Annotated in this window: 21 protein-coding genes; 9 read left to right on the top strand and 12 right to left on the bottom strand. The window is 71.8% G+C overall.

All coding sequences use genetic code 11. The features are described 5' to 3' along the window. Positions 1-34: 34 nt before the first annotated feature. Positions 35-1,720 carry a VWA domain-containing protein gene (locus ACNTMW_RS25565; protein ID WP_426636357.1) on the bottom strand — a complete coding sequence of 562 codons (1,686 nt, stop codon included), beginning with the start codon at positions 1,718-1,720 and terminating at the stop codon, positions 35-37. Between the two features lie 254 nt (positions 1,721-1,974). Here ACNTMW_RS25565 and ACNTMW_RS25560 point away from each other — a divergent pair, with 254 nt between their 5' ends. From ACNTMW_RS25560 to ACNTMW_RS25545, 4 genes are all read left to right on the top strand, one after another. Further along, a complete protein-coding gene (locus ACNTMW_RS25560; protein ID WP_426636348.1) occupies positions 1,975-3,003 on the top strand; it encodes an ATP-binding cassette domain-containing protein in 1,029 nt (342 codons plus the stop codon). Then, the gene (locus tag ACNTMW_RS25555; protein WP_426636347.1) at positions 3,000-3,803 is read left to right on the top strand and encodes an ABC transporter permease; all 804 of its coding nucleotides are present in this window, start codon (positions 3,000-3,002) and stop codon (positions 3,801-3,803) included. Before ACNTMW_RS25560 ends, ACNTMW_RS25555 begins: the two co-directional genes overlap by 4 nt. A gap of 199 nt (positions 3,804-4,002) precedes the next feature. After that, on the top strand, positions 4,003-5,025 hold the full coding sequence (locus ACNTMW_RS25550; RefSeq protein WP_426636346.1) for an aspartate-semialdehyde dehydrogenase: 1,023 nt from the start codon (positions 4,003-4,005) through the stop codon (positions 5,023-5,025). Positions 5,026-5,718: 693 nt separating this feature from the next. Continuing rightward, the gene (locus ACNTMW_RS25545) at positions 5,719-6,867 is read left to right on the top strand and encodes a glycoside hydrolase family 12 protein (protein ID WP_426636345.1); all 1,149 of its coding nucleotides are present in this window, start codon (positions 5,719-5,721) and stop codon (positions 6,865-6,867) included. A 293-nt stretch (positions 6,868-7,160) separates the two neighbouring features. Here ACNTMW_RS25545 and ACNTMW_RS25540 read toward each other — a convergent pair whose 3' ends face one another. Then, positions 7,161-7,757, bottom strand: coding sequence for a DUF7711 family protein (locus ACNTMW_RS25540; RefSeq protein ID WP_426636344.1), 597 nt, complete (start codon positions 7,755-7,757; stop codon positions 7,161-7,163). A 157-nt stretch (positions 7,758-7,914) separates the two neighbouring features. Between ACNTMW_RS25540 and ACNTMW_RS25535 the strand changes: the two genes are divergently transcribed. Then, on the top strand, positions 7,915-8,352 hold the full coding sequence (locus ACNTMW_RS25535) for a VOC family protein (RefSeq protein WP_426636343.1): 438 nt from the start codon (positions 7,915-7,917) through the stop codon (positions 8,350-8,352). A 151-nt stretch (positions 8,353-8,503) separates the two neighbouring features. Here the strand turns inward: ACNTMW_RS25535 and ACNTMW_RS25530 are convergent, their stop codons facing one another. Continuing rightward, a complete protein-coding gene (locus ACNTMW_RS25530; protein ID WP_426636342.1) occupies positions 8,504-9,427 on the bottom strand; it encodes an NADP-dependent oxidoreductase in 924 nt (307 codons plus the stop codon). 328 nt (positions 9,428-9,755) lie between these two features. On the opposite strand from ACNTMW_RS25530, the gene ACNTMW_RS25525 reads away from it, so the two are divergent. Then, positions 9,756-11,279, top strand: coding sequence for a bifunctional DedA family/phosphatase PAP2 family protein (locus ACNTMW_RS25525; RefSeq protein ID WP_426636341.1), 1,524 nt, complete (start codon positions 9,756-9,758; stop codon positions 11,277-11,279). Continuing rightward, positions 11,276-11,566 carry a metal-sensitive transcriptional regulator gene (locus ACNTMW_RS25520; protein ID WP_426636340.1) on the top strand — a complete coding sequence of 97 codons (291 nt, stop codon included), beginning with the start codon at positions 11,276-11,278 and terminating at the stop codon, positions 11,564-11,566. Before ACNTMW_RS25525 ends, ACNTMW_RS25520 begins: the two co-directional genes overlap by 4 nt. Positions 11,567-11,601: 35 nt before the next feature. On the opposite strand, the gene ACNTMW_RS25515 is transcribed toward ACNTMW_RS25520, so the two are convergent. From ACNTMW_RS25515 to ACNTMW_RS25505, 3 genes are read right to left on the bottom strand one after another with little or no spacing between them, the layout of a single operon-like run. Next, positions 11,602-13,860, bottom strand: coding sequence for a heavy metal translocating P-type ATPase (locus ACNTMW_RS25515; protein WP_426636339.1), 2,259 nt, complete (start codon positions 13,858-13,860; stop codon positions 11,602-11,604). A 10-nt stretch (positions 13,861-13,870) separates the two neighbouring features. Next, positions 13,871-14,848: a hypothetical protein gene (locus ACNTMW_RS25510; RefSeq protein ID WP_426636338.1), complete on the bottom strand. Its 978-nt coding sequence runs from the start codon at positions 14,846-14,848 to the stop codon at positions 13,871-13,873. Continuing rightward, positions 14,845-15,051, bottom strand: a complete 207-nt coding sequence (locus tag ACNTMW_RS25505; protein ID WP_426636337.1) for a heavy-metal-associated domain-containing protein — start codon at positions 15,049-15,051, stop codon at positions 14,845-14,847. The genes ACNTMW_RS25510 and ACNTMW_RS25505 overlap by 4 nt, the downstream gene beginning before the upstream one ends. Positions 15,052-15,271: 220 nt before the next feature. Here ACNTMW_RS25505 and ACNTMW_RS25500 point away from each other — a divergent pair, with 220 nt between their 5' ends. Further along, positions 15,272-15,853, top strand: a complete 582-nt coding sequence (locus ACNTMW_RS25500; RefSeq protein WP_426636336.1) for a hypothetical protein — start codon at positions 15,272-15,274, stop codon at positions 15,851-15,853. Positions 15,854-16,302: 449 nt separating this feature from the next. Here the strand turns inward: ACNTMW_RS25500 and ACNTMW_RS25495 are convergent, their stop codons facing one another. The 4 genes from ACNTMW_RS25495 to ACNTMW_RS25480 form a co-directional block, all read right to left on the bottom strand. Further along, positions 16,303-16,863, bottom strand: coding sequence for a GNAT family N-acetyltransferase (locus ACNTMW_RS25495; protein ID WP_426636335.1), 561 nt, complete (start codon positions 16,861-16,863; stop codon positions 16,303-16,305). A gap of 24 nt (positions 16,864-16,887) precedes the next feature. Further along, the gene (locus ACNTMW_RS25490; RefSeq protein ID WP_426636334.1) at positions 16,888-17,133 is read right to left on the bottom strand and encodes a DUF5326 family protein; all 246 of its coding nucleotides are present in this window, start codon (positions 17,131-17,133) and stop codon (positions 16,888-16,890) included. Between the two features lie 103 nt (positions 17,134-17,236). Beyond that, positions 17,237-18,001, bottom strand: coding sequence for an SDR family NAD(P)-dependent oxidoreductase (locus tag ACNTMW_RS25485; RefSeq protein WP_426636333.1), 765 nt, complete (start codon positions 17,999-18,001; stop codon positions 17,237-17,239). 90 nt (positions 18,002-18,091) lie between these two features. After that, the gene (locus ACNTMW_RS25480; RefSeq protein WP_426636332.1) at positions 18,092-19,150 is read right to left on the bottom strand and encodes an MBL fold metallo-hydrolase; all 1,059 of its coding nucleotides are present in this window, start codon (positions 19,148-19,150) and stop codon (positions 18,092-18,094) included. A 355-nt stretch (positions 19,151-19,505) separates the two neighbouring features. Between ACNTMW_RS25480 and ACNTMW_RS25475 the strand changes: the two genes are divergently transcribed. Then, on the top strand, positions 19,506-20,126 hold the full coding sequence (locus tag ACNTMW_RS25475; RefSeq protein WP_426636331.1) for a hypothetical protein: 621 nt from the start codon (positions 19,506-19,508) through the stop codon (positions 20,124-20,126). Between the two features lie 40 nt (positions 20,127-20,166). On the opposite strand, the gene ACNTMW_RS25470 is transcribed toward ACNTMW_RS25475, so the two are convergent. After that, on the bottom strand, positions 20,167-22,656 hold the full coding sequence (locus ACNTMW_RS25470; protein ID WP_426636330.1) for a DEAD/DEAH box helicase: 2,490 nt from the start codon (positions 22,654-22,656) through the stop codon (positions 20,167-20,169). A 58-nt stretch (positions 22,657-22,714) separates the two neighbouring features. Beyond that, positions 22,715-23,359, bottom strand: a complete 645-nt coding sequence (gene trmB, locus ACNTMW_RS25465; protein ID WP_426636328.1) for a tRNA (guanosine(46)-N7)-methyltransferase TrmB — start codon at positions 23,357-23,359, stop codon at positions 22,715-22,717. Between the last annotated feature and the right edge of the window lie 222 nt (positions 23,360-23,581).

Raw genomic sequence — 23,581 nt, 5'->3', positions numbered from 1 at the left:
CCACGGGTACGGTGCCCCTTCCGTTCGGCGACGGTTACCGCCGTACGCCGGTTCGCAGCGCGATGGCCTTCAGGAAGACCTCACCGAGCTTCACCGGATCGGACGCGATGAACGTCCCGCCGCCGGTCGTGTCGGTGATCCGCTTCAGGTCGGTCTCGGGCGCTCCGGTGCCGATACCGATCGCGATGACCTGGACCGGTCGGGCGGGGTCAGCCGCCTTCCTCAGCTCCTCGACCAACTGGTCGAGCGAGAGTCCGTCGGTGTCGTCGTTGCCGCTGTCGGTCAGGATGACGACCGAGTTGACCCGGCTCGGATCCCAGCCGGCCTGTACCGCCTTGTAGGCGGCCAGGGTCGTGTCGTACAGCCCGGACCTGCCGTCCTTCTTCGGCTTGATCCCGTCCAGCGCGGCGACCAGTTGCTGGCGCTGCTCGCCCAGCGGCCCGACCGGGACCAGTTCCCGGTAGTCGTTGGCGCCGTCGAGCTGGGTGGAGAAGGTCCACAGGCCGACCGACCAGTTGTCGTCGAACAGCGCCAGCCCCTGGTGCGCCGCCTGCACCGTGACCTGCTGGCGGGACGCGCCACCGGCGCTGGGCACCGACTGGCCCATCGAGGCGGACACGTCGACGACCGCGAGCATCCGCCCCGGTGAGGTGACCGTGGTCCAGGTGGAGAGCAGGGTGTCGATCCGGGCGGGGTCGGCGGCGACGGCGACCGGCGCGGTCAGGGCAGGGGCGCCCTTGGGCGCGGCGAACCCGGCACCCACGCTCCCGTCGTCGCCGCGCAGCCCGGCGGTGGCGAGCCGGTCGCGGTACGCGTCGCCGGCGAACAGCCCGAGTACGGCACCGGCGGCGGTCGCCTTGTCCACCGAGGTGCCGGGCATGACCGCGAACGGGTAGTCCAGCGGTACCGGCGCCGGTTCCACGTACAGGGCGGCCAGCGGCACCGGCGGCTGCTTGGCGTTGTACGCGATGACCGCCTGCTCGGTCAGCGGGGCGGCGGTGAGGCTGGTGGCCTGGGAGGTGACGTCGGTCGAGCGCGGGAACCGGGCGAGCAGGTCGGCGCGCAGCGTCGATCGCCCGATCGCGAATGCCCGTAGCGCGCCGACGACCGTCTGCCGGCCGGCCGCACCTCCGGTCGCCTCTCCGGCGGCGGCCAGCGCCAGCAGCCCCGACAGCCCGGCCGCGTCCCGGTGCGGTTCGACCACGCCGCTTCGTACCCTGATGTCCGAGATCAGGCGCGGGAACAGGTCGGTCCAGGTCAGTTTCTTCGCCGGCCAGCCCAGCGAGGTCGCCGCGGACTCGGGCATCGCGAGCACGACGGGGCTGCGCGCGATCGACTGGGCGTCGTCGGGTACCCAGTCGGACCCGCCGGACCGCAGCCGCTGCAACCACATCGACGAGTCGGGGATCCAGACGTCGGGAACCTTCGTCTTCCCGCTGGCCTGGCCCAACCCGCCGAGCGAGGACTCGTGGCGGTTGGCGATCGCCGCCGCGACGTCCGCCGGGTCGGCGGCGATGACGTCCACCGACACGCAGCGGTCGTTGACCCGCAGGTCACCATTGGCGGCCTTCGCCGTGGTCTCCCGGACGGCGGACGCGATCTCTGGCGCGGCTGCGATCGACAGGCTGATCCGCTGACCGCACAGCGAGTTGGTCAGCGCGCGGTAGGCGCCCCAGCTTCCGGTCAGGACGACGAGCACGGCCACCGCGGCGGCGGCGATGCTGAGCCCTCCGGGTGCGGACCGCCCGCCACTGGCGGAGAGGCCGTGGGGGCGGGCATGGCGGCCTCCCACGGCTACCTCACTCTCCCAGCAGACACAACGTCCACAGTGCACCCTCGATTGAAGTCGTCGATGAAAGGCGTGTCCGGGGCCACACTCTAATATGAATTTCCGCCATCTGATCCGTTTGGCGTCCAGTTACTTCGGACCGAAACTGCGCTGCTACTTTACGGCACCGCCGGTACGTTGACGGCATGGCAGACGCGATCGTGGCCGAGGGACTGGTCAAGACCTACGGGTCGGTACGGGCACTCGACCACCTCGATCTCCGGGTGGCCGAGGGCACCGTTCTCGGACTGCTCGGCCCCAACGGCGCGGGCAAAACGACGTGCGTACGGATCCTGGCGACGCTGCTACAGCCCGACGAGGGCCGGGTGAGCGTCGCGGGCATCGACGTTCGCACCCATCCACAACAGGTCCGGCGGGTGATCGGCCTGTCCGGGCAGTACGCGGCGGTCGACGACAACCTGACCGGCTATGAGAACCTGGAGATGATCGGTCGGCTCTACCAGCTCGGCAGGGCACGTGCCCGACAGCGCGCGGGCGAGTTGCTGGAGCGCTTCGACCTGGCCGACGCCGCGAAGCGCACGGTCAAGACGTACTCGGGCGGCATGCGGCGGCGGCTCGACCTGGCCGGCGCGCTGATCACGTCGCCGCCCGTCATCTTTCTCGACGAGCCCACCACCGGCCTGGACCCGCGCAGCCGGCTGGGCATGTGGGACGTGATCAACGAACGGGTCCGCTCCGGCTCGACGCTGCTGCTGACGACACAGTACCTGGAGGAGGCCGACCGGCTCGCCGACGAGATCGTGGTGATAGACCACGGGCGGGCGATCGCCCGGGGTACCGCGACCGAGCTCAAGCGCCAGGTGGCGGCGGAACGGCTGGAGGTCACCGTCGGCACGGACGCGGAACTGGAGGCGGCCCGGCTGGCCGTGGAGAAGGTCTGCGGCGAGGTACCCGAGGTCGACACCCTGGCCCGGACGGTGAGCGGGCCGATCAGCGGAGGAACGCGTCCACTGCTCGACGTCGCCCGACTGCTGGACACCGCCCGGATCGAGCCGGTGGACATCGGTATCCGGCGGGCCACCCTCGACGACGTGTTCCTCGCCCTCACCCGCGAGGCGGCCGGCGCGGACGGGAAGGTGGACGGCAGGATGGCGGCGCCCACCGGCAGCCGGGGGCGGCGGGGCCGCCGCGACAGGACCGGAGGAGCGCGATGAGCGAGGTCGCCGGCGCGGTGCACGACGGCTGGATCGTGACGAAGCGCAACCTGATCAAAATCAAGAGGATTCCGGACCTACTGATCTTCACGACCATCCAGCCGATCATGTTCGTACTGCTGTTCGCGTACGTCTTCGGCGGCGCCATCAAGGTCCCGGGGGTGAACTACAAGGAGTACCTGATGGCCGGCATCTTCACCCAGACGGTCGCGTTCGGCTCGTCGCTGACCGCCATCGGGCTCGCCGACGACCTGACCAGAGGCATCGTCGACCGGTTCCGGTCGCTGCCGATGTCCCGGGCCGCGGTACTGATCGGACGGACCACCTCCGACCTGCTCAACAACCTGCTGGTCGTGATCGTCATGGCCCTCTGCGGGCTGCTGGTCGGCTGGCGCATCCACGCCGGCCCGGGGGGTGCGCTCGCCGGTTTCGGGGTGCTCTTCCTCTTCGGGTACGCGATGAGCTGGATCGCCGCGGTCATCGGGCTGGCCGTACGCAGCGTCGAAGTGGCCCAGTCGGCCGGGTTCATCTGGCTGTTCCCGATGACGTTCCTGTCCAACGCCTTCATCCCCACCGACACGCTGCCCGACTGGTTGCAGCCGGTCGCCGACTGGAACCCGATCAGCGCGATCGTGCTGGGACTACGGGACCTGTGGGGCAACGCGCCCGAGGGCCTCGCCCGGGGCAGTGGCTTCCCGGCGCAGCACCCGGTCCTGCTCGCGCTGTTGTGGTCGGTGGTGATCCTGGCCACGTTCGCGCCGATGGCGATCATCCGCTACCGGCGGGTGTCCACGCGCTGACCGGCCCTGTTCGCGGAGAACCGGCCGTGTTCGCGGAGAATTTGCGGCGGTTCGACCTCCGGACCGCCGCAACTTTCTCCCTGAGCCGGGGAAAGCCGATCCGGGTGGCGGCCGCCGGCACGGTGGCGGTGGCGACCGTCGCACCGTGCCGGCCGCCTACCCGGCTGCGAAGGCCGCATGACCTGGGTAACCTCGCGGCATGAGAATCGGCATCGTCGGAGCCACCGGCCAGGTCGGGGGCGTCATGCGCCAGATCCTGGCGGAGCGTCAGTTCCCGGTCACCCAGTTGCGCCTGTTCGCTTCGGCCCGCTCGGCCGGCCGGGCCCTGCCATGGCAGGACGGACAGGTGACCGTCGAGGACGCCGCCACGGCGGACTACTCGGACCTGGACATCGCGCTGTTCTCCGCCGGTGGCGCGACGTCGAAGGAGCTGGCGCCCCGCGTCGCGGCCGCCGGTGCCGTGGTGATCGACAACTCCTCCGCCTGGCGGATGGACCCGGACGTACCGCTGGTCGTGTCGGAGGTCAACCCGCACGCGGCCGCCGTACGCCCCAAGGGGATCATCGCCAACCCGAACTGCACCACCATGGCCGCCATGCCGGTCCTGCGCCCACTGCACGCCGAAGCCGGGCTGGTCAGCCTGGTGGTCTCCACCTACCAGGCGGTGTCCGGCGCCGGCCTGGCCGGCGTGTCCGAGCTTGACGAGCAGGTCCGCAAGGTCGCCGACCGGGCCACCGAGCTGGCCTTCGACGGCTCGGGAGTGCAGTTCCCGGCGCCGCGCAAGTTCGCCGCGCCGATCGCGTTCAACGTCCTGCCCCTCGCCGGCTCGATCATCGACGACGGCGCTGGTGAGACGGACGAAGAGAAGAAGCTCCGCAACGAGAGCCGCAAGATCCTCGAAATCCCGAACCTGAAGGTGTCCGGCACCTGCGTACGGGTACCCGTTTTCACCGGCCACTCGCTGCAGATCAACGCCCGGTTCGCCCGGCCGATCAGCCCCGAGCGCGCCCGTGAGCTGCTCGACGGCGCCCCCGGCGTGGCGCTGTCGGACGTACCGACCCCGCTGCAGGCCGCCGGCCAGGACCCGACGTACGTGGGCCGGATCCGGGCCGACGAGACCGTCGAGCACGGACTCGCGCTCTTCTGCTCCAACGACAACCTGCGCAAGGGCGCCGCGCTCAACGCCGTACAGCTCGCGGAGCTCGTCGCGGCCACCCTCTGATCGCGTCCCACGAGGGCGGTCGGTCCGGACGTCTCGGGCCGGCCGCCCATCACCATGCGGGGGCTGCGTCGCATCCGGGGCGGTCACCGCACTGGATGCCGGACGCCCGCGTGTCCCCGGACGCCCGCGTGTCCCCGGCCGCCCGCGTGTCCCCGGCCGCCCGCGTGTCCCCGGCCGCCCGCGTGTCCCCGGACGCCCGCGTGTCCCCGCACGCCCGCGTGTCCCCGCACGCCCGCGTGTCCCCCGCCGCCCATCACCGCACTGGAGCCGGCCGCCCGCGTGTCCCCACCGCAAGATCCACACAATTCTGGCGACATTGCGGCTATCCGGCGGCCGGAAGCAGCAAAGTTCGCGACATTGCGCGGATCGTGAGGCGCGGCAGAACCCTGTCGCACGGATCATGAGGCGCGGCAGAACCCTGTCGCACGGATCGTGAGGCGCGGCACGGACCCGTCATGTCGATCACGAGGCACGGCAGGGGTCCGCAACGCGGGGCTTGAGGCACGGCAGGGGTCCGAGCCCGGAGCCGAGCGTCCCGAGCGCGGTGGCACCCGACCCCGGTCACCGACCATCAATTCACGGACCGACCTCCATAACCGACCGACCATCTTTTCATACATGTAAATGTGTCATAGCCTTTGGTGGGAGCGCTCCCGAAATCCCCACACTCCTGGACGCCCACCAAGGAGCACCATGAAACGTCTCCTCCGCGCCCTCGGCGCGGCCGGCCTTCTCCTCGCCGGCTCGGCCGTCGCGGTCTCCATGGCCGGTCAGGCGAACGCCGACACCCAGATCTGCGAGCAGTACGGTTCGACCGTCATCCAGAACCGCTACGTCGTGATGAACAACCTCTGGGGCGCCAGCACCGCCCAGTGCATCAACGTCACCAACAGTGGCTTCACCATTACGACGGCCAACCACAACAAGCCGACCAACGGCGCGCCGGCGTCGTATCCCGCTATCTACTACGGATGCCACTACACCAACTGCTCGCCAGGTACCAACCTGCCGATACAACTCAGCCAGGTCAGCAGCGCCACGAGCAGCATCACCTACTCGTACCCCGGCAGTGGCACCTACGACGCCGCGTACGACATCTGGCTGGATCCGACGCCCAAGAAGGACGGCGTGAACCAGCAGGAGATCATGATCTGGTTCAACCGACAGGGGTCGATCCAGCCGGTCGGCTCGCGGACCGGCAGCGCGACCATCGGCGGTCGTACCTGGGAGGTCTGGACCGGCAGCAACGGCTCGAACAACGTCGTGTCGTACGTCGCGCCATCGCCCATCACGAGCTGGAACTTCAGCGTGCTGGACTTCATCAACGACACGAAGACCCGCACCAACGTCACCAACTCGTGGTACCTCACGAGCATCCAGGCCGGCTTCGAGCCGTGGATCGGTGGCGCCGGACTGGCCGTGACCTCGTTCTCCGCCTCTGTCAACGGGGGTGGCGGCCCCACGACGCCACCGACGACCGCGCCGCCGACCACGCGCCCACCGACGACTCCCCCGCCCGGCACCGGCGCCTGCCGGGTGGCCTACACCACCAACTCCTGGGGTACCGGCTTCACCGCGGACGTATCCGTCACGAACACCTCCAGCAGCGCCGTGAACGGCTGGCGGCTGACCTTCTCGTTCCCCGGCAACCAGCAGGTCACCAACGCATGGAACGCGACCGTGACGCAGAGCGGCTCCTCGGTGACCGCGACCAACGCCAGCCACAACGGGGCCATCGCGCCGGGCAGCAGCGCGTCGTTCGGGTTCCAGGGCACCTACAGCGGCAGCAACGCGGCACCGACGAACTTCGCCCTCAACGGGACCGCCTGCACCAGGGCGTGACCATCTGACGTACCCCCTTGGGGCGGCCGGCGACCCGCCGGCCGCCCCTTCTTGTCCGACCGTCCGCGTGGGCCACTCCGGACGACCCCGCGACGACCACCGATGGAACACATGTACGATAACCGTGCGCGGCGACTGGGGGTGGCCGCGCCGGTCGTGGGGAAGCGACCGAAGTGGACCCGGCCGGGTGCGGCCACGGCCCGGCCGGGTTCCTACACCATCCCCCCAAATCCGCGTAGTCGCCTGCTCCGCGCTCTCGCCTGCTCCGCGTAGTCGCCGGTGGCGTGGGCTACCTATCCCTGCTCGACGGCGTCGAGCACGTCCAGGTATCCGCTGCTGACCTGCCACAAGGCGTCCGCGACCGGTTCGAGCTTCCCGGGACTCCAGCGCCGCTGCTCGTAGGTCTGCGTCCGTGCGCGCAGAGCGCGCCGGCTCACCGCCAGCTCGTCGCGGAGCCGCTCGCGCAGCAGGTCCGGGTCCACGGCGGCTGGTCGGAGGGCTTCGCCGCGCCCCTCGGCCAGCGCCACCAGGGCCTCCTCCCGGACGCCGTCCGTGCCGTCCCAGACCAGGACGGGCCGGTCGATGCGGTGGTTCCACACCGGCGCGTGGGCGGACCGCCACCACGCCACGATCGGATTCTTCGTCAGGCGGGTGGCGCTCGCCCAATGCTGGGCGCCGTGCGGTTCGGTCCACCACGGCACCTCGTCAACCGGCAGGTCGACGCTCAGGGCGACGGTCACGGCCTCCAGGTCCCGCGGCGGGCCGAGGACGTCACCGACCGCCCACAACTGGGTCACCCGGATCGGGAAGATCGAGGATGGCCGGGTGGCCATGTCGGCGCATGCCCGCGCCAGCGACTCGACATGGTGAACGGCCCGCGTCCATTTCATGCCGCCATCCTCGCCCACCCGGCCTCGCATCCGCGAAGGGGCCGGGCCACATCGGCTCCGTAGCCGGGCCGGGCCACACCGCCACACCGGCGCAGAAGCCGAGCGGACCGTCCGAAGTGCGGCGTCCTGTCGGTGGGTGCCCCTACCATCTGCGGGCATGGCATACGACTTCCAGGTCACCATCGACGCCACCGACCCGCACACCCTCGCCGACTGGTGGGCCGAGACGCTCGGCTGGCTCGTCGAGCCGTCCGACGAGGCGTTCATCCGCCGCATGATCGCGGAAGGCCACGCCACCGAGGACGATACGACAACCCACAACGGGACGCTGGTGTGGAAGGAAGGCGCCGCCATCCGGCACCCCGGCGGAGCGGAGCACGGCCCGCGCAAGCGGATCCTGTTCCAACTGGTTCCGGAGGCCAAGACCGTCAAGAACCGGGTCCACCTGGACGTGTGGGTCGGCGCTGAGAACCTCGACGCCGAACTGGAGCGGCTGACCGCCCGGGGTGCGACGTTCCTGCACCGGGGGCAGCAGGGGCCGCATACCTGGGTCACGGTCGCCGACCCGGAAGGCAACGAGTTCTGCCTGTCCTAGGGTGGAGAGCGGCTGTCCTCCCACGACCGCGGGCCTCACGCCTGGCGGAGACTCTGCACGGCCTCGCTGAGCCGGGCGTTGCCTGAGCATCAACCGGTTCACCATCGCGACGGCGAGGTCCACCGTCGCGCACGGCGAGGTGCTGGGGCGATCAAACGTCGGTGACGCTCAGGACTACCTTGCCCCGGGTGTGCCCCTGCTCGACCTGCGCATGCGCAGCGGGCGCATCCTCCAGGTCGAAGCGCGTGGAGACGATGACCGCGACGGCCCCCTCGTCGAGGGCCGGAGCTAGCCGGGCCAGCCGCCGGCCGTCCATCGGGCCCTGGTAGCGCAGTAGTTGCACCCGGCGGCCGGTCGGTACCTCTCCACCCGGGGTCGGCGTGGCGACGACACCGCCGTCGCGGGTGGTGGCGACGGCCCCCGCGGTGGTGGCCGCCACGCTCGACAACGCGGCGTCGACACCGCCCGGGACCAGGTCGCGTACCCGCTGCGGCCAGTCGGTGTCGTAGTGGTCGACCACCTCGGCGACCCCGAGCTTGTGTACGAAGTCGTGGTGGTCGCGCCCGGCCGTACCGATGACCATCGCCCCGGCGTGCACCGCGAGCTGGGCGGCAAGATGGCCCAGCCCTCCGGCGGCGGCGGTGACGAGTACGGTCTGCCCGCGGCACACTCCCAACGCGTCGGTGATCCCGGCGTCGGCGGTCAGCAGGTCGACCGGCGCGGCGCCCGCCTCCCACAACGCCAGTGCCATCGGTATCGGGGCCAACCGGTCCGGCCGGCAGGCGGCGTACTCGGCGCAGGCGCCGCCGAACCCGATGTACCCGTACACCGGCTCGCCGTCGTGGAACCCGGCGTTGTCCCCCGTCGTGCCCACGATGGTGCCGGCGCACTCGAATCCGGGGATGTAGGGCAGTTCGGTGCCGAGCCGGCCGCGCCGCTGGGCCACGTCCCACGGCCCGACCCCGGTGGACAGGATCCGGACCAGCACCTCGTCCGATCTCGGTTGGGGCAGCGGCACGTCCTTGACCCGCAGCACGTCCGGCCCGCCGAACTGCTCGACGAGAATCGCGCGCATGGCGCCTCCCAATCCACCGGGACGGTCGGCCCGCCGGCTGCGGACCCGTCCCACCCACCGGTCCACGTCCGGCGACCGTGCGGATGATGTCGCCAGACAGGTGTGAGCTGCGGTTAGGTGTCTGTGCTTCGTAGCTTGCCACCCCCGGCCCGCGCCGGCCACGCGGGCACCGTCAGCGCCGGCGAGGACCGGCCACTCCGGCGACGACCGGGCCGCGATCAGGTGGTGGGGCGGCGACCGGGTGGCAGAGACTGATCGGGTAGTCAGCGGTGGCCGGGTACCAGACACCATGACCCGACCGCGCAGGTTCCGGCCCGGAGGCAGTCACATGACGGTCACCATCGCCCGGTACATCCTCGGCCTGCACGGGTGGGCCGCGCTCGCCGTCGTGTTCACGCTGCCGCTGCTGGAGTCGTCGACGTTCCTCGGGTTCGTGTTCCCTGGCGAGATCGCGGTCCTGCTCGGCGGGGTCCTCGCGGTCCACCACCGGGCCGATCTCCCGGCCGTCCTCGTCGCGGCGGTCGCCGGCGCGGTACTCGGCGACAGCGTCGGGTACGCGGTGGGCCGCCGCTACGGCCGGCGGCTGCTGGACGGGCCCGCGGAACGGTTCGTGCGGCGCCGACATCTCGACCGGGCCGAGCGCTACCTGGCCGAGCGGGGTGGGAAGGCGGTGTTCCTCGGGCGTTTCACGGCGGCGCTGCGGGTGCTGATCCCCGGTCTGGCGGGGATGGCCCGGATGCCGTACGGCACCTTCGCGCTCTACAACGTTACCGGTGGCGCCGCGTGGGCGACGGTGATGGTGGCGATCGGGTACGCCGCCGGCGCGAACTGGCAGCGGGCGGCGCACCTGGCCGGCCGGGTCGGCCTGGTGATGCTCGCCCTGTTCGCGCTCGGGTTCGCCGTGACCCTCCTCGGCCGGGCGGTACGCCGCCGCTCCGGCCGGGTACAGGCGACCGGCGACCGTCTCGCGGCCACCCCACCGGCGGCGTGGGTCCGCCGCCGCTTCCCGGCTCAGGTGGCGTGGCTGCGCCACCGCCTCGACCCGGCCACCCCGGACGGGTTGACGCTGACCGTGACGGTCACCATCGGCTGGCTGTGCGCGTGCCTGTTCGTCGGGCTCACCGACGCCGCCGTCGACCGGACGGGCCTGGCCAGCCTCGATCCGCGGGTACAGGCTTTCGTCGTGGCGCGCCGCACCGGCTGGCTCACGCTGGTCCTGGGTACCGCCACCTGGCTGGGCTCCAGCGCCGTACTGGTCCCGCTGTTGTTGGTGACGACCGTGCTGCTGGTCCGGCACCGGGGTACCGGCGGCTGGTGGGCGGCACGACACCTGTGGGCGGCGTACCTCGGCGCGGTCGTGCTGTACCAGACCGCCAAGTACCTGGTGGCGCGGCCCCGGCCGGCGCCCGCTGACATGATCGGGCACGCCGGCGGCGCGGCGTACCCGTCGGGGCACACCACCCAGGCGGTCGCCACCTGGGGCATGCTGGCGATCGTCCTGCTCGCCGGGCGCTCCCGGCAGGGTCGCGCCTGCCTGCTGTCGGCGGTGGCCGCCGTGGTGCTGCTCGTCGGCGCGTCCCGGATCTACCTCGGCGCGCACTGGCTCACCGACGTCCTCGGCGGGTACGCCCTGGGCGGTGCGTGGCTGGCGCTGATCCTGGCCCTGTACCTGCGTGGTGGCAGCCGGCAATCGCCGCGCCGTCGGGAGACGCCGCCCCTCGGCCCACAGCCACCCCACGAAGCGCAGCCACCGACCCGCGAACCGCGGCCGCCGAGCCGTCGTACCGGGGCCGCCGGTCCGCACGCCGGACGACTGATACCCCCCGGGGGTCCCGGTACGATGGGTTCGTGACATCACCGATCCGCGGGTACACCGCCACCAAGGACCAGTTGCTGGGCCGGCTGCGCCGTATCGAAGGTCAGGTCCGTGGCATCGAGCGGATGGTCGAAGAGGACCGCTACTGCATCGACGTGCTTACTCAGATCAGCGCCATCCAGGCGGCCCTGGACAAGGTTGCGCTGGGCCTGCTCGACGACCACGCCCGGCACTGTATGAAGGCCGGCGCGGAGTCCGGCCGCAGCCAGGAGATGGCCGACGAGATGATGGCGGCGGTCGGCCGGCTGATGAAACGCGGCTGAGCCGCCGGTCTCGGCGCCTCACCGGTACGCGAGTGCTACGTCACGGTCCGGAACCCGCGCAGCCGCAGGCTGTTGGAGACCACGAACACCGACGAGAACGCCATCGCCGCACCCGCGATCATCGGGTTGAGCAGGCCGGTCGCCGCGAGCGGCAGAGCCGCGACGTTGTAGGCGAACGCCCAGAACAGGTTGCCCTTGATCGTACGGAGCGTGCGCCGGGACAGCCTGATCGCGTCGACGGCGGCCATCAGGTCACCCCGCACCAGGGTCAGGTCGGACGCCTCGATCGCGACGTCGGTACCGGTACCCATGGCCAACCCGAGGTCGGCCTGGGCGAGCGCCGCGGCGTCGTTGACCCCGTCGCCCACCATGGCCACCACGTGCCCCTCGGCCTGAAGTTGCTTGACCACGTCGACCTTGTCGGCGGGAAGGACCTCCGCGACGGTCCGCTCGATGCCGACCTCCGCCGCGACGGCGGCCGCCACGGTGGCGTTGTCGCCGGTCAGCAGTACCGGCGTGAGGCCGAGGGCGCGCAGCCGCGTGATCGCCTCCCGGCTGGTCGGCTTCACCGTGTCGGCGACCGCGAACACGCCGCGGGCACGGCCGTCCCAGCCGGCGACGACGGCGGTACGCCCGCCGGCCTCGATCTCGGCCACCGCCCGCTCCAGCTCGGCCGGTACGGTGAGGCCCCGTGCGGCCAGCAGGCGCGGGCGCCCGACCACCGCCTCGTGGCCGTCGACCGTACCGGTCACGCCGAGCCCTTCGACTCCGGCGAACCCACCGGCGGCCGGCAGCGTGCCGAGCCGTTCGGCTGCCGCCTCGGCGACCGCCTTCGCGATCGGGTGCTCGGAGGCGGCCTCCAGCGCCCCCGCGATCCGCAGCAGCTCGTCGGTGTCCTGGCCGTCGACCGCGACGACGTCGCGCAGGCTCATCCGGCCGGTGGTCACGGTGCCGGTCTTGTCCAGCACGACGGTGTCCACCCGGCGGGTGGACTCCAGCACCTCCGGACCCTTGATCAGGATGCCGAGCTGGGCGCCCCGGCCGGTACCGACCAGCAGCGCGGTCGGGGTGGCCAGGCCGAGCGCGCACGGGCAGGCGATGATCAGTACAGCCACCGCGGCGGTGAACGCCGCCGTGGCCCCGGCGCCCGACCCGAGCCAGAAGCCGAGGGTGGCGACCGCGAGCGCGATCACGACCGGTACGAACACGCCGGAGATCCGGTCGGCCAGCCGCTGGACGGCCGCCTTGCCGTTCTGGGCGTCCTCCACCAGCTTGGCCATCTGGGCGAGCTGGGTGTCGGCGCCGACCCGGGTGGCGCGCACCACCAGGCGGCCGCCGGCGTTGACGGTCGCGCCGACGACGGCGTCGCCGGGCCCGACCTCCACCGGTACCGACTCGCCGGTGAGCAGGGCCATGTCGACGGCGGAGGTACCCTCGTCGACCACCCCGTCGGTGGCGATCTTCTCCCCGGGCCGGACGACGAACCGGTCCCCCACCGCGAGTTGCTCGACCGGGATGCGCTCCTCCGCGCCGGCCCGCAGCACCGCCACGTCCTTGGCGCCGAGTGTGAGCAGCGCGCGCAGGGCGGCCCCGGCGCGGCGCTTGGACCGGGCCTCGAAGTACCGGCCGGCGAGCAGGAACAGCGTCACCCCGGCGGCAGCCTCCAGGTAGAGGTTCCCGGCGCCGTCGGTTCGGTCGATGCTGAACGTGAACGGGTGTCGCATGCCGGGCATGCCGGCGGTACCGAAGAACAGCGCCCACAGCGACCAGCCGAACGCGGCGAGGGTACCCAGCGAGATCAGGGTGTCCATGGTCGCCGCGCCGTGCCGCAGGTTCACGGCCGCCGCCCGGTGGAACGGCGCCGCGCCGTAGACCACCACCGGGGCCGCGAGGGTCAGGGCCAGCCACTGCCAGTTGGTGAACTGCCAGGCCGGCACCATGGACAGCGCGATCACCGGCACGGTCAGGACCAGGGACACCCAGAGTCGGGTACGCAGGCCGGCCAGCTCGTCGGCGGCCACGGCCGGGGCGCCGGGCGCGGCCGTGCCGGCCGGCTTCGGCGGCTGGGGTACCCGCGCGGTGTACCCGGTCTTCTCGACCGTCGCGATCAGGTCCTGCGGCGTCACGCCGTCCGCGTACGTGATCTTCGCCTTCTCGGTGGCGTAGTTGACCGTGGCCTGCACGCCCTCCATCCGGTTGAGCTTCTTCTCGACGCGGGCGGCACAGGTGGCGCAGGTCATCCCGCCGATCGCGAGTTCGATCTGGTTGCCGGCCGTCGGCAACAGCGTGGTCACGGGTTCTCCCTCACTTGTCGGCCGCGACGGCGGTGAACTCGGCGGTGTGCACCCGGCCGGCGTGCTGGAAGTCCAGGTACAGCCGGTAGGGGCCGGCGCTGGGCACGTCGGCGACGAAGGTCACGGCCGGGCCGGCGGCGGTGCGTCCGTCACCGGGCCCGCCGTCCGGGTGGACGTGCAGGTAGGCCAGGTCGCCGTCGCGCAGGGCGACCAGGTGCCCGTACGCGCCGAGGTACGGCTGGAGGTCGGTGACCGGCGTGCCGTCGCGGCTGATCCGCAGCGTCAACGTGCTCTCGGTACCGGCGGTCAGGTCGCCCGACAGGTCGACGGTGTACCCGTCGACCGCCATGGTATGGGACGGGGCCGGCAGTGCGGCCGGCGCGTAACCGCCCGGCGCCGGCAGGTCCACGCCGAGGGTCAGCGGCGCGGTCCGGCCCGCGGGCTGGAAGTCGGTGAAGATCCGGTACTGGCCGGCCGTGGCCACCGTGAGCGGGATCCGCCAGGTGCCGTCCGCGCCGAGCGCCGGGTGGACGTGCTGGAAGCCGGTGAGGTCGCGGCGCACCACGATCAGGTGCAGGTCGCGCTCGTGGGTCGGGGTGTAGCGGGTGACCGGCGCGCCGTCCGGACCGGTGATCCGGAAGGCCAGGTCGGTGGTGGAGCCGGCGGTGAGCGTCGTGGTCACCGGCGTGAGCCGGTACCCGTCCTGGCTGACCTGCAGGCCCCCGGGCAGATGCCCGTCGGCCGCTTCACCGTGCCCACCGGCCGCCTGCCCGCCGGCCGCCTTACCGTGCCCGCCGGCCGTTTCCTCGTGCCCACCGGCCGTTTCACCGTGCCCGTTGCCCTGCCCGGCGGTGGCCGCGGCGGGGCCGGTCTTCGACGCGGTGACCGGGACCGACCCGACCGCCCTGCCGAAGCCGGCCGCGCCGGCGAACACTACCAGCAGGCCGACCAGGTACGCCCCCAGCCGGACGAGGGTTGGTCTGGTCACTTCACGACCTCGTACCCCGCCTCGTCGACGGCGGCGGCCACGGCGGCCTCGTCGAGCGGCGCGTCGCTGGTGACCGTGACCGCACCGGTGGGCAGGTCGACCTGCACGTCGGTCACGCCGTCCAGCCGGCTGATCTCGGAGGTCACCGCGCTGACGCAGTGGCCGCAGGTCATGCCGGAAACGGTGTACGTGGTGGTCGCCATGGCGGTCTCCTCGAAGTAGGTTCGCTGATCATCTAAGCATACCCCCCTAGGGTATCTCCACAACGTGGGCGAGGCCACCTCCCCCATCGCCTTCCCCTCCACCTCGCCCCCGCCTCGCCCCGCCCCCGCCCCACTCCGGCCCCCGCTCGCCCAACTCCATGACGCGACGCTTTTCCGCGATCATGGAGACTATGCGGGGTCATAAACCCACAAATCCTTCGTGATCGCGGAAAGAGACGGACTGATGGACTGGCGGGTACTACTCATCGGCGGCGCGTCGGGCAGCGGCAAAACGGCGCTGAGCTACCCGCTGGCCCGCCGGTACGGCACGCCGATCGTCGAGGTCGACGACCTCGTCGAGGCGCTCCTGGTCATGACCACGCCGAACCAGCAGCCCGCGCTGCACTACTGGTCAACCCATCCGGAGGCGGCAGACCTTCCCGCGGACCTGATCGTCGAGCGGCAGATCGCCGTCGCGCAGGCGCTCCGCCCGGCGATCGAGGCGGTGGTCGCCAACCACGTGCAGACCGACACCCCGGTGATCATCGAGGGCGACTATCTGCTCCCCGGACCGCTACCCGAGCACGTCCGGGCCGTCTTCGTCCACGAGCCCGACGTCGACCAACTTGTCCACAACTACGGGCTACGCGAGCCGGCCGCCGGCGAGCAGCGCCACCGGGCCGAGGCGAGTGCGCGCTACGGCGAATGGCTGGCGCACCAGGCGGCCCTGGCCGGCATCCCGGTCATCGCGCCTCGCCCCTGGGACACGGCCCTGGACCGACTGGAGGCGTTGCTCGACTGAGCGAACCGCTCACCAACCGGCAAGTCTGCGCTCCTCGGCCCGACGGACATCGATGGCGACCCGGCGCGCGGACCGAGGTGCGCCACGGCCGGACAACCGGAACTTCTCCGCGGTACCAGATGCGACCAGCGCCTGCCTACCCTGTTCCGCTCCGAACCGGCCCCACCGACCGAGACCGGCCGGCACGTCAGCGCCGCCGGCCGGCACTCCCGCCGCGCCGCCGCGAGGAAGCACTCGGCGGTCAGGTCCTCCGCCACCGTCGCGTCACCGCACCGGGCCAGCAGGTACCCGTACACCTGGGGCAGCGCCTCGTCGTACAGCTCCAGCAGCGTGGCACCGGGGCCGGGCCCGCGCGCGGATGGGACAGTCACATCCTCATCGTCGTGGCGGGAGCAGGTTCTCCGACGCCCCGCGCCGAACTTTTCGCCGGCACGGGCCTTCGCGCCGGCTCAGGCCAGCCGTTGCTGAAGCACCTGGCCGGGCCAGTGGCCACTGGGCTGGTCGACGGTGAACGGATCGGTCGCGGTGAAGCCCTGACGCTCGTAGTACCGGACCAGGTCGCCACCGTGGCCGGCGTAGCAGTCGATCCGCAGCAGGCCGAGGCCACGGGCGCGGGCGACCTCCCGGGCGTGCGTGAGCAACCGGCCACCCGCGCCACGGGCGGCCGGCGAATGGTCGGTGACCAGCAGGTTCACGTACAGCTCGGGCTCGGTCGCGGCCGGCACGTACCCGGGCGCGGCCCCGACGACCAGCGCGCCGACCGGGGTGGCGGCGTCCCGGACCCTGTCCCCCTCGCCGTCCTGCGCTCCGCCTGCCTCGGCGAGGTACAGGCCGCCGTCGGCGGCCCACCGCTGGGCTGCCTCGACCCGGGACGGAATGGACGAGAACGGCTCGGTGCCCCACTGGCCGGTGCGTCCGTGCGACACCAGCCAGCGCACGGCGGCGTCGAGGATGGCCAGCACCGCTGCCACGTCGTCGGGGCCACCGTGCCGGATTCTCAGCGTGCTCACGCCATGATCGTATCTGGGGTACGGTCAGCGGTTGCGCATCCGGTACGTCTCGGCCGCCGCTTCGATGCGCCGCCGGTTACGGGTGCCCGGCTCCACCGACCGGCGCACCCGGCGGTACAGGTACATCGCACCCCCCACCACGGCCAGGCCCACCAGCAGGTAGAACGCCAGGCCGAACAGCGCCTTGAACAGCCAGATGGCGGCCATTCCGAGCACCACGAGCCCCACCACCGGCAGGACGAGCCAGGCCACCAGGCGCGCCGTGTTCATGCTTCCTCCTGTTGTCCGGGGCGGCGTGGTACCGCCACGGTCCAGCGTGCCGCGCCGGCGCAAGGACCGCCATCAGGGATCGTCCCCATATTCGGCCCGTGGCTCAGCCCTGCTGTTCGGTCGGTCGGACCAGGATCTCGTTGATGGCGACGTGCCGGGGCCGGGTGACGATGTAGGTGATCGCGTCGGCGATGTCGGCGGCCTGCAACCTCTCGATTCCGCCGAACCGCTGCCGTATCGTCTCCAGGACCTCCGGGCGGTTGTGGCCGGACAGTTCGGTCTCGACCGCACCCGGCTCGACCAGCGAGATCCGGACGTGCCGGCCGGTGACCTCCTGGCGCAGCGCTTCACTGAACGCGCCGACCCCGTGCTTGGTCGCGTTGTACACGGCGCTGCCGGCCGTCGCCCGACGGCCGGCGACCGAGCTGATGTTGACCATGTCGGCCACCCGGCGCGGCCCGTCCTCGGCGGCCCGCAGCAGGTGCGGCAGGGCGGCGTGCGCGCAGTACAGCAGGCCGAGCACGTTGACGGCGACCATACGCTGCCACTCCTCCAGCGGCGCCTCGGCCGCCGGCCCGAGCAGCATCACCCCGGCGTTGTTGACCAGCGTGTCGAGCCGGCCCAGCTCCGCCACCGTACGCTCCACAGCGTCGCGGGCCTGCTGTTCGTCGGTGACGTCGACCGCGAGCGGGAGGACCCGGCCACCGCCGTCGCGGATCTTCGAGGCGAGCGCCTCCAGCCGATCGGCCCGCCGGGCCACCATCGCGACCGCGGCACCCTGCTCGGCGAGCGCGAGCGCGGTGGCCTCGCCGATGCCGCTCGATGCGCCGGTGACCAGCGCGACCGTACCGTCCAGCCGATCAGGCATGGCTGCTCCTCCCCCAGGCATGACGGCGAACCGTCCGGCCAACCCTATCGCCGGGCCGTACCGGGTGGGGGCCGCCGGAGCGTACGGCGGTCAGAACGCCAGGTCGGTGAGGTGCGCGGGCTCGACGACCTCGGTACGCAGCCGCAGCGACCGCACCGCCTGCTTCAACTCGTCCACCGCGCTCTTGCGGACGGTCCCCGGCAGGCCGGGCTCGTCGAAACCGGTGACCATGTCGTCGTGGTGGCTCGGGACGACGTACTTCGGGCCACCGAGCACGGTGAGCAGCCGTTCGAGGTACCGGTACACCCCGTTGTGGGAGGTCATGCTGACCGCCACCACGTCGGGGCGCAGGCCGGCCAGTTCCCGCTCGACGAGGTTGGTCCCGCCGAACATGAGCACCGACAGCCGGTCGGCGACGGTCACCTGGTACGCGAGCGTTCCCCCTTCGAGGAGGTCGGCGGTGGTACGCGGAGTCGCCGGCTTCGCCGTGAGCGTGCCGGGGGCGAAGAAACCGTAGTTCTGGCCCTGGCTGTGCAGGCTCCGGACGACCTGGATCGTGTACGCGCCGTCGGCGAAGCTGAAGTACTCCCCGCCGCTGGCCTCCAGGACACTCCCCTTCCGGTGCTCGGCGAGTCCGATCGCGTTGAGGAGGTGGCGGTGGGTCTCGGTACCGATCGCGTAGATCGGTTTCTGCGCCCACTCCGGCCGGTTGAGCAGGTACGGCACGTCGTTCATGTGGTCCCAGTGGCCGTGGCTGACCATGACGACCTCGGGTGGCCCGCTGAGCCGGCCGGTCGCGAGCAGGTTCTCGATGACGTCGCCGCGCACCTTCAGAGCGCCGCCGTCGGCGGTGTAGTCGAAGCGGCTCAGGTACGGGTCGAAGTAGAGCACGTGGTTGTCGAACGCCAACTGCCAGCCGGCCACACCCAGCCACCGCATCCGTACGCCGGCCGCACCGCGGGCCCGGCGCGGCGCGGCGGTCGACGCCTGCGCGGCGGCGGACGCCTCGGCGGCGTGCGCGGCGGACGGTGAGCCGGCGGCGACCCCGGCGACCGCGCCCGCGCCGCCGAGCGCGGCGGCGCGGAGCAGGCCGCGGCGGCCCACCCCCACGGACGCGGCGGGCGGCGTTGACTGAGGATCCTGGCCCATGATGATTCCCCGTTATCCGTCGATATTGGCGGGAGTCAGTCTGTCAGCACGCCGCAACTCCCCCGACCACCTTCACAACGACCGCCGGGAAGTCCACCAGGGACAGGGAGAACCCAGCGAGGGTTCGCGGTGGACGGGACCCACCACGCCCACCCCGGTTGTCGCCTCAGACGATCCCTGGCACAGCTACCGTTCGACGACCGCCACCGCTACCGCCAGCGACACTGACGGCGTCACCGTCAGGCGGCACCCGGCATGCCATGCGACACATGGGCGGGCAGCGGCGCGAGACATCCTGCCGGTACGTGGTGCACCCTGGTCCTACTCCCGAGGAGGCACGACCTGAGGAGGCGCCATGCTCCAGGTGTTGCCCCGGATGGCGGACGAGGCCCCGCCCGAGTACGTCGCCTTCGTCGCCCGGCATCTCGACCCGCTGCGCCGCGACGCGGTCGGGGTGGTGGGCGACGAACACGCCGCCGACCTGCTGTACCCGGAGGTCCTGACCGACGTCGCCGCCCGGTGGGCCTGGCTGGAACTGCTACGTACCCGGCTGCACCGGCCGGCCGCCGCCGACGAGTACCTGCGCCTGGCGTTCGCCCGCCGGTCCAGTGACTGGCGCGGCGACGAGGGCCGGGGCCGGCTCGGCGACGAGGGCCGGCCGGTCGAGGTGCGGTTCCTGTCCCCGGACGACCCGCCCTGGCCGGAGGAGCCGGCGGAGCCCGACACGGTGAGCTGGCCGGACGAGGCCGAGGAGACCGACGGCCCGCAGCAGCGGTCGAGCGCCGCGACCCGGCTGGCCCCGTACCTACGTCCGGCGCCGCGCCGCGAGGTCGGGCCGCTCGCGGAGGCCGCGGTGGCGTGGTGGCACGCGTACGAGGCGCACCGCCGACGGGTACTGACCGCCCGGCTGGTCGCCCTCTCCCTGTTCATTCTGGTCGTCCTGCGTGTCCAGCAGGCGGCCGCCGCCTGGACCTGACCGGCCGCCGCGGCCGGAGCCGTCCGGGCGGCTGGAGCCGTCAGAACGGCCCGACCGCCGTCACCCGTACCACCGCCGCGCCGGCCGCGTCCGACGCCGCCAGATCCACCTCGGCGCTGATCCCCCAGTCGTGGTCGCCGGCCGGGTCGTCGAAGATCTGGCGGACCAGCCAGCGGCCGGGCTGCTGGTCGATCACCAGCAGCGCCGGCCCGCGCGCCTCCGGCCCGGTGCCGATGTCGCTGTACTCGTCGAAGTAGGGCTCCAGGGCTTCGGCCCAGGCGTCGGCGTCGAGTGCGTCCTCGGCGTCGAGCTCGCCCAGCTCGTCGTACCGGCGCAGCGCGGCCAGCTCGACCCGGCGGAACAGCGCGTTGCGGACCAGTACCCGGAACGCCCGCACGTTGCGGGTGACGGCCGGCGGCTCGGCGGCGGCGGCCACCTCGGCCGGGTCGCCGCCTCCGCTGCGCAGCCGTTCCCACTCGTCGATGAGACTGGAGTCGACCTGCCGGACCAGCTCGCCGAGCCACGCCTCCAGGTCGACCAGCTCCTCGGTCTTGGCCTCGTCGGGCACGGTCTGCCGAAGCGCCTTGTAGGCGTCGGCGAGGTAGCGCAGGACCAGGCCCTCGGAGCGGGACAGGCCGTAGAAGCTGACGTACTCGGTGAAGGTCATCGCGCGCTCGTACATGTCACGCACGACCGACTTGGGCGCCAGCTCGTGGTCGGCGACCCACGGGTGGCCCCGCCGGTACATGTCGTACGCCGCCTCGAGCAGGTCGGCCAGCGGCTTCGGGTGGGTGACGTTCTCGAGCAGTTCCATCCGCTGCTCGTACTCGATACCCTCGGCCTTCATCGCGGCGACCGCCTCGCCGCGCGCCTTGTGCTGCTGGGCCGACAGCACCTGGCGCGGATCGTCCAGCGTGGACTCGATGACCGACAGGACGTCCAGGGCGTACGTCAGCGACTCCCGGTCGAGCAGTTCGAAGGCGGCCAGCGCGAACGGCGACAGCGGCTGGTTGAGCGCGAAGTCGAACTGGAGGTCATCGGTCAGCCGGGCCGAGCCGGTCGTCGGATCCTTTTCGACCACGCCCGCGGCCCGCAGCGCCCGGTAGATGGCGATGGCGCGCCGGATGTGGCGGCGCTGCGCCGGCCGGTCCTCATGGTTGTCCTCGAGCAGGTGGCGCATCGCGGCGAACACGTCGCCGCCGCGGCCGATGACGTTGAGCAGCAGCGCGTGGCTGACCGCGAAGCTCGACTTGAGCGGCTCCGGCTCGGCGTCGACGAGCCGCTCGAAGGTCGGCTTCCCCCAGCCGATCGAGCCCTCGGGCGGCTTCTTCTTCACGACCTTGCGCCGCTTCTTCGGGTCGTCGCCGGCCTTGGCGAGGGCCTTCTCGTTCTCGATCACGTGCTCGGGCGCCTGCACGACGACCGTGCCGATCGTGTCGTACCCGGCCCGGCCGGCCCGCCCGGCGATCTGGTGGAACTCGCGGGCCTGCAGCAGTCGCGTCTTCGTACCGTCATACTTGGACAGGCCGGTGAACAGGACGGTGCGGATCGGCACGTTGATACCCACGCCGAGGGTGTCGGTACCGCAGATGACCTTCAGCAGGCCGGCCTGCGCGAGGGTCTCGACCAACCGCCGGTATTTGGGCAGCATGCCGGCGTGGTGGACGCCGATTCCGTGCCGGACCAGCCGGGACAGCACCTTGCCGAAGCCGGAGGTGAACCGGAAGTTGCCGATCGCCGCGGCGATGGCGTCCTTCTCCGCGCGGGTGCAGACGTTGACGCTCATCAGCGCCTGTGCCCGCTCCAGGGCCGCCGCCTGGGTGAAGTGCACCACGTAGACCGGCGCCTGGTGGGTGGTGAGAAGTTCTTCGAGCGTCTCGTGCAGCGGCGTCATGGCGTACGAGAACATCAGCGGCACCGGGCGCTCGGCGCCGCCCACGAGCGCGGTGGGCCGGCCGGTGCGCCGGGTCAGATCCTTCTCGAAGAAGCTGACGTCGCCGAGCGTGGCCGACATCAGGATGAACTGTGCCTGCGGCAGCTCGATCAGCGGCACCTGCCAGGCCCAGCCGCGGTCCGGGTCGGCGTAGAAGTGGAACTCGTCCATCACGACCTGGCCGACGTCGGCCGCCGCGCCCTCACGCAGCGCGATGTTGGCCAGGATCTCGGCGGTGCAGCAGATGATCGGGGCATCCTCGTTGACGCTCGCGTCGCCGGTGAGCATGCCGACGTTCTTCGCGCCGAACATCTCGCACAGGGCGAAGAACTTCTCCGAGACCAGGGCCTTGATCGGCGCGGTGTAGAAGGTGGTGCGGTCGTCGGCCAGGGCGGCGAAGTGCGCGCCGGCGGCCACCAGGCTCTTGCCGGATCCGGTCGGGGTGCTCAGGATGACGTTGGCCCCCGAGACGATCTCGATGAGGGCCTCCTCCTGGTGGGGATAGAGGGAGAGGCCCCGCTCCTTCGCCCAGCCCGCGAAGGCTTCGAAGACGGAGTCCGGGTTGGCGTCGCGCGGTAGCTGGTCGGTGAGCGTCATGGCTGGTCCATGGTGCCACGAAACCGCCCGCATCCGCGATCTTGGACACATGAGGGGCCTATGACCCCGTCAGGCATCCAAGATCCCGGGTGAAGATGAGGTCGAAGACGTCGCGGCCGGCCCGTACCCCCCGCTCCTCGAACTTGGTCAACGGGCGGTAGGGCGGCCGCGGGGCGTAGCCCGGGTGCGCGTTGGTCAGCTCCGGGTCGGCGGTCAACGTCTCCACCATCGCCTCGGCGTAGTCGGCCGAGTCGGTGGCGCAGTGCAGCGTGCCACCGGGTACCAGCCGCGAGCGCAGCAGCGCCACGTGCCGGGGCTGGATCAGGCGCCGCTTGTGGTGGCGGGCCTTCGGCCACGGGTCGGGGAAGAACACGTGGATCGCCGCGAGGCTGTCCGGCGCGAGCTGCCCGCCGACCAGCTCCAGCGCGTCACCGAGGGCGACCCGTACGTTGGTCAGCCCCCGCTCCTCGATGAGCGCGAGCAGGTTGGCGATCCCCGGGGTGTGCACGTCCACCGCGAGGTAGTCGCGGCCCGGGTCGGCCGCGGCCATCCCAACGGTGGCGTCGCCCATCCCGGAGCCGATCTCCAGGACGACCGGGGCGCGGCGGCCGAACAACGCAGCGAGGTCGACGGGTTCACCGGTCACCGGCAGCCCGTACACCGGCAGGAGCCGGTCCAGCGCGTCACGGTGCCGCTCGCCCATCCGACCTCGTCGAGGGTGAAACGTGCGAATATGCGTCGAGTGTCGGGTGGGCGTCACAATGAGATGAGGGTACGCGGTGTCGGAACAACGGGTACGCGGTACCGGACGCCGGCGTGCACGGTACCCCACTGCCGCTTTGCGCAGCCCACCGACGGTCGACTTGGATCATTGTCGGTCGATACCTTGAGAGACGCCGCTGATTGTCGGGACACACCGCTGCTT

The sequence above is a fragment of the Planosporangium spinosum genome (assembly GCF_049999945.1).
GTDB lineage: Bacteria > Actinomycetota > Actinomycetes > Mycobacteriales > Micromonosporaceae > Planosporangium > Planosporangium spinosum.
The sequence above is the reverse complement of the archived record's forward strand: the minus strand, read 5'-3'. Positions and strand labels throughout refer to the sequence as shown.

What these genes read in the sequence shown, in the direction of transcription:
- ACNTMW_RS25560 (WP_426636348.1), top strand. Translation starts at nt 1,975, where the DNA reads ATGGCAGACGCGATCGTGGCCGAGGGACTGGTCAAGACCTACGGGTCG.
- ACNTMW_RS25555 (WP_426636347.1), top strand. Translation starts at nt 3,000, where the DNA reads ATGAGCGAGGTCGCCGGCGCGGTGCACGACGGCTGGATCGTGACGAAG.
- ACNTMW_RS25550 (WP_426636346.1), top strand. Translation starts at nt 4,003, where the DNA reads ATGAGAATCGGCATCGTCGGAGCCACCGGCCAGGTCGGGGGCGTCATG.
- ACNTMW_RS25545 (WP_426636345.1), top strand. Translation starts at nt 5,719, where the DNA reads ATGAAACGTCTCCTCCGCGCCCTCGGCGCGGCCGGCCTTCTCCTCGCC.
- ACNTMW_RS25540 (WP_426636344.1), bottom strand. Translation starts at nt 7,757, where the DNA reads ATGAAATGGACGCGGGCCGTTCACCATGTCGAGTCGCTGGCGCGGGCA.
- ACNTMW_RS25535 (WP_426636343.1), top strand. Translation starts at nt 7,915, where the DNA reads ATGGCATACGACTTCCAGGTCACCATCGACGCCACCGACCCGCACACC.
- ACNTMW_RS25530 (WP_426636342.1), bottom strand. Translation starts at nt 9,427, where the DNA reads ATGCGCGCGATTCTCGTCGAGCAGTTCGGCGGGCCGGACGTGCTGCGG.
- ACNTMW_RS25525 (WP_426636341.1), top strand. Translation starts at nt 9,756, where the DNA reads ATGACGGTCACCATCGCCCGGTACATCCTCGGCCTGCACGGGTGGGCC.
- ACNTMW_RS25505 (WP_426636337.1), bottom strand. Translation starts at nt 15,051, where the DNA reads ATGGCGACCACCACGTACACCGTTTCCGGCATGACCTGCGGCCACTGC.
- ACNTMW_RS25490 (WP_426636334.1), bottom strand. Translation starts at nt 17,133, where the DNA reads ATGAACACGGCGCGCCTGGTGGCCTGGCTCGTCCTGCCGGTGGTGGGG.
- ACNTMW_RS25485 (WP_426636333.1), bottom strand. Translation starts at nt 18,001, where the DNA reads ATGCCTGATCGGCTGGACGGTACGGTCGCGCTGGTCACCGGCGCATCG.
- ACNTMW_RS25480 (WP_426636332.1), bottom strand. Translation starts at nt 19,150, where the DNA reads ATGGGCCAGGATCCTCAGTCAACGCCGCCCGCCGCGTCCGTGGGGGTG.
- ACNTMW_RS25475 (WP_426636331.1), top strand. Translation starts at nt 19,506, where the DNA reads ATGCTCCAGGTGTTGCCCCGGATGGCGGACGAGGCCCCGCCCGAGTAC.
- ACNTMW_RS25470 (WP_426636330.1), bottom strand. Translation starts at nt 22,656, where the DNA reads ATGACGCTCACCGACCAGCTACCGCGCGACGCCAACCCGGACTCCGTC.
- trmB (WP_426636328.1), bottom strand. Translation starts at nt 23,359, where the DNA reads ATGGGCGAGCGGCACCGTGACGCGCTGGACCGGCTCCTGCCGGTGTAC.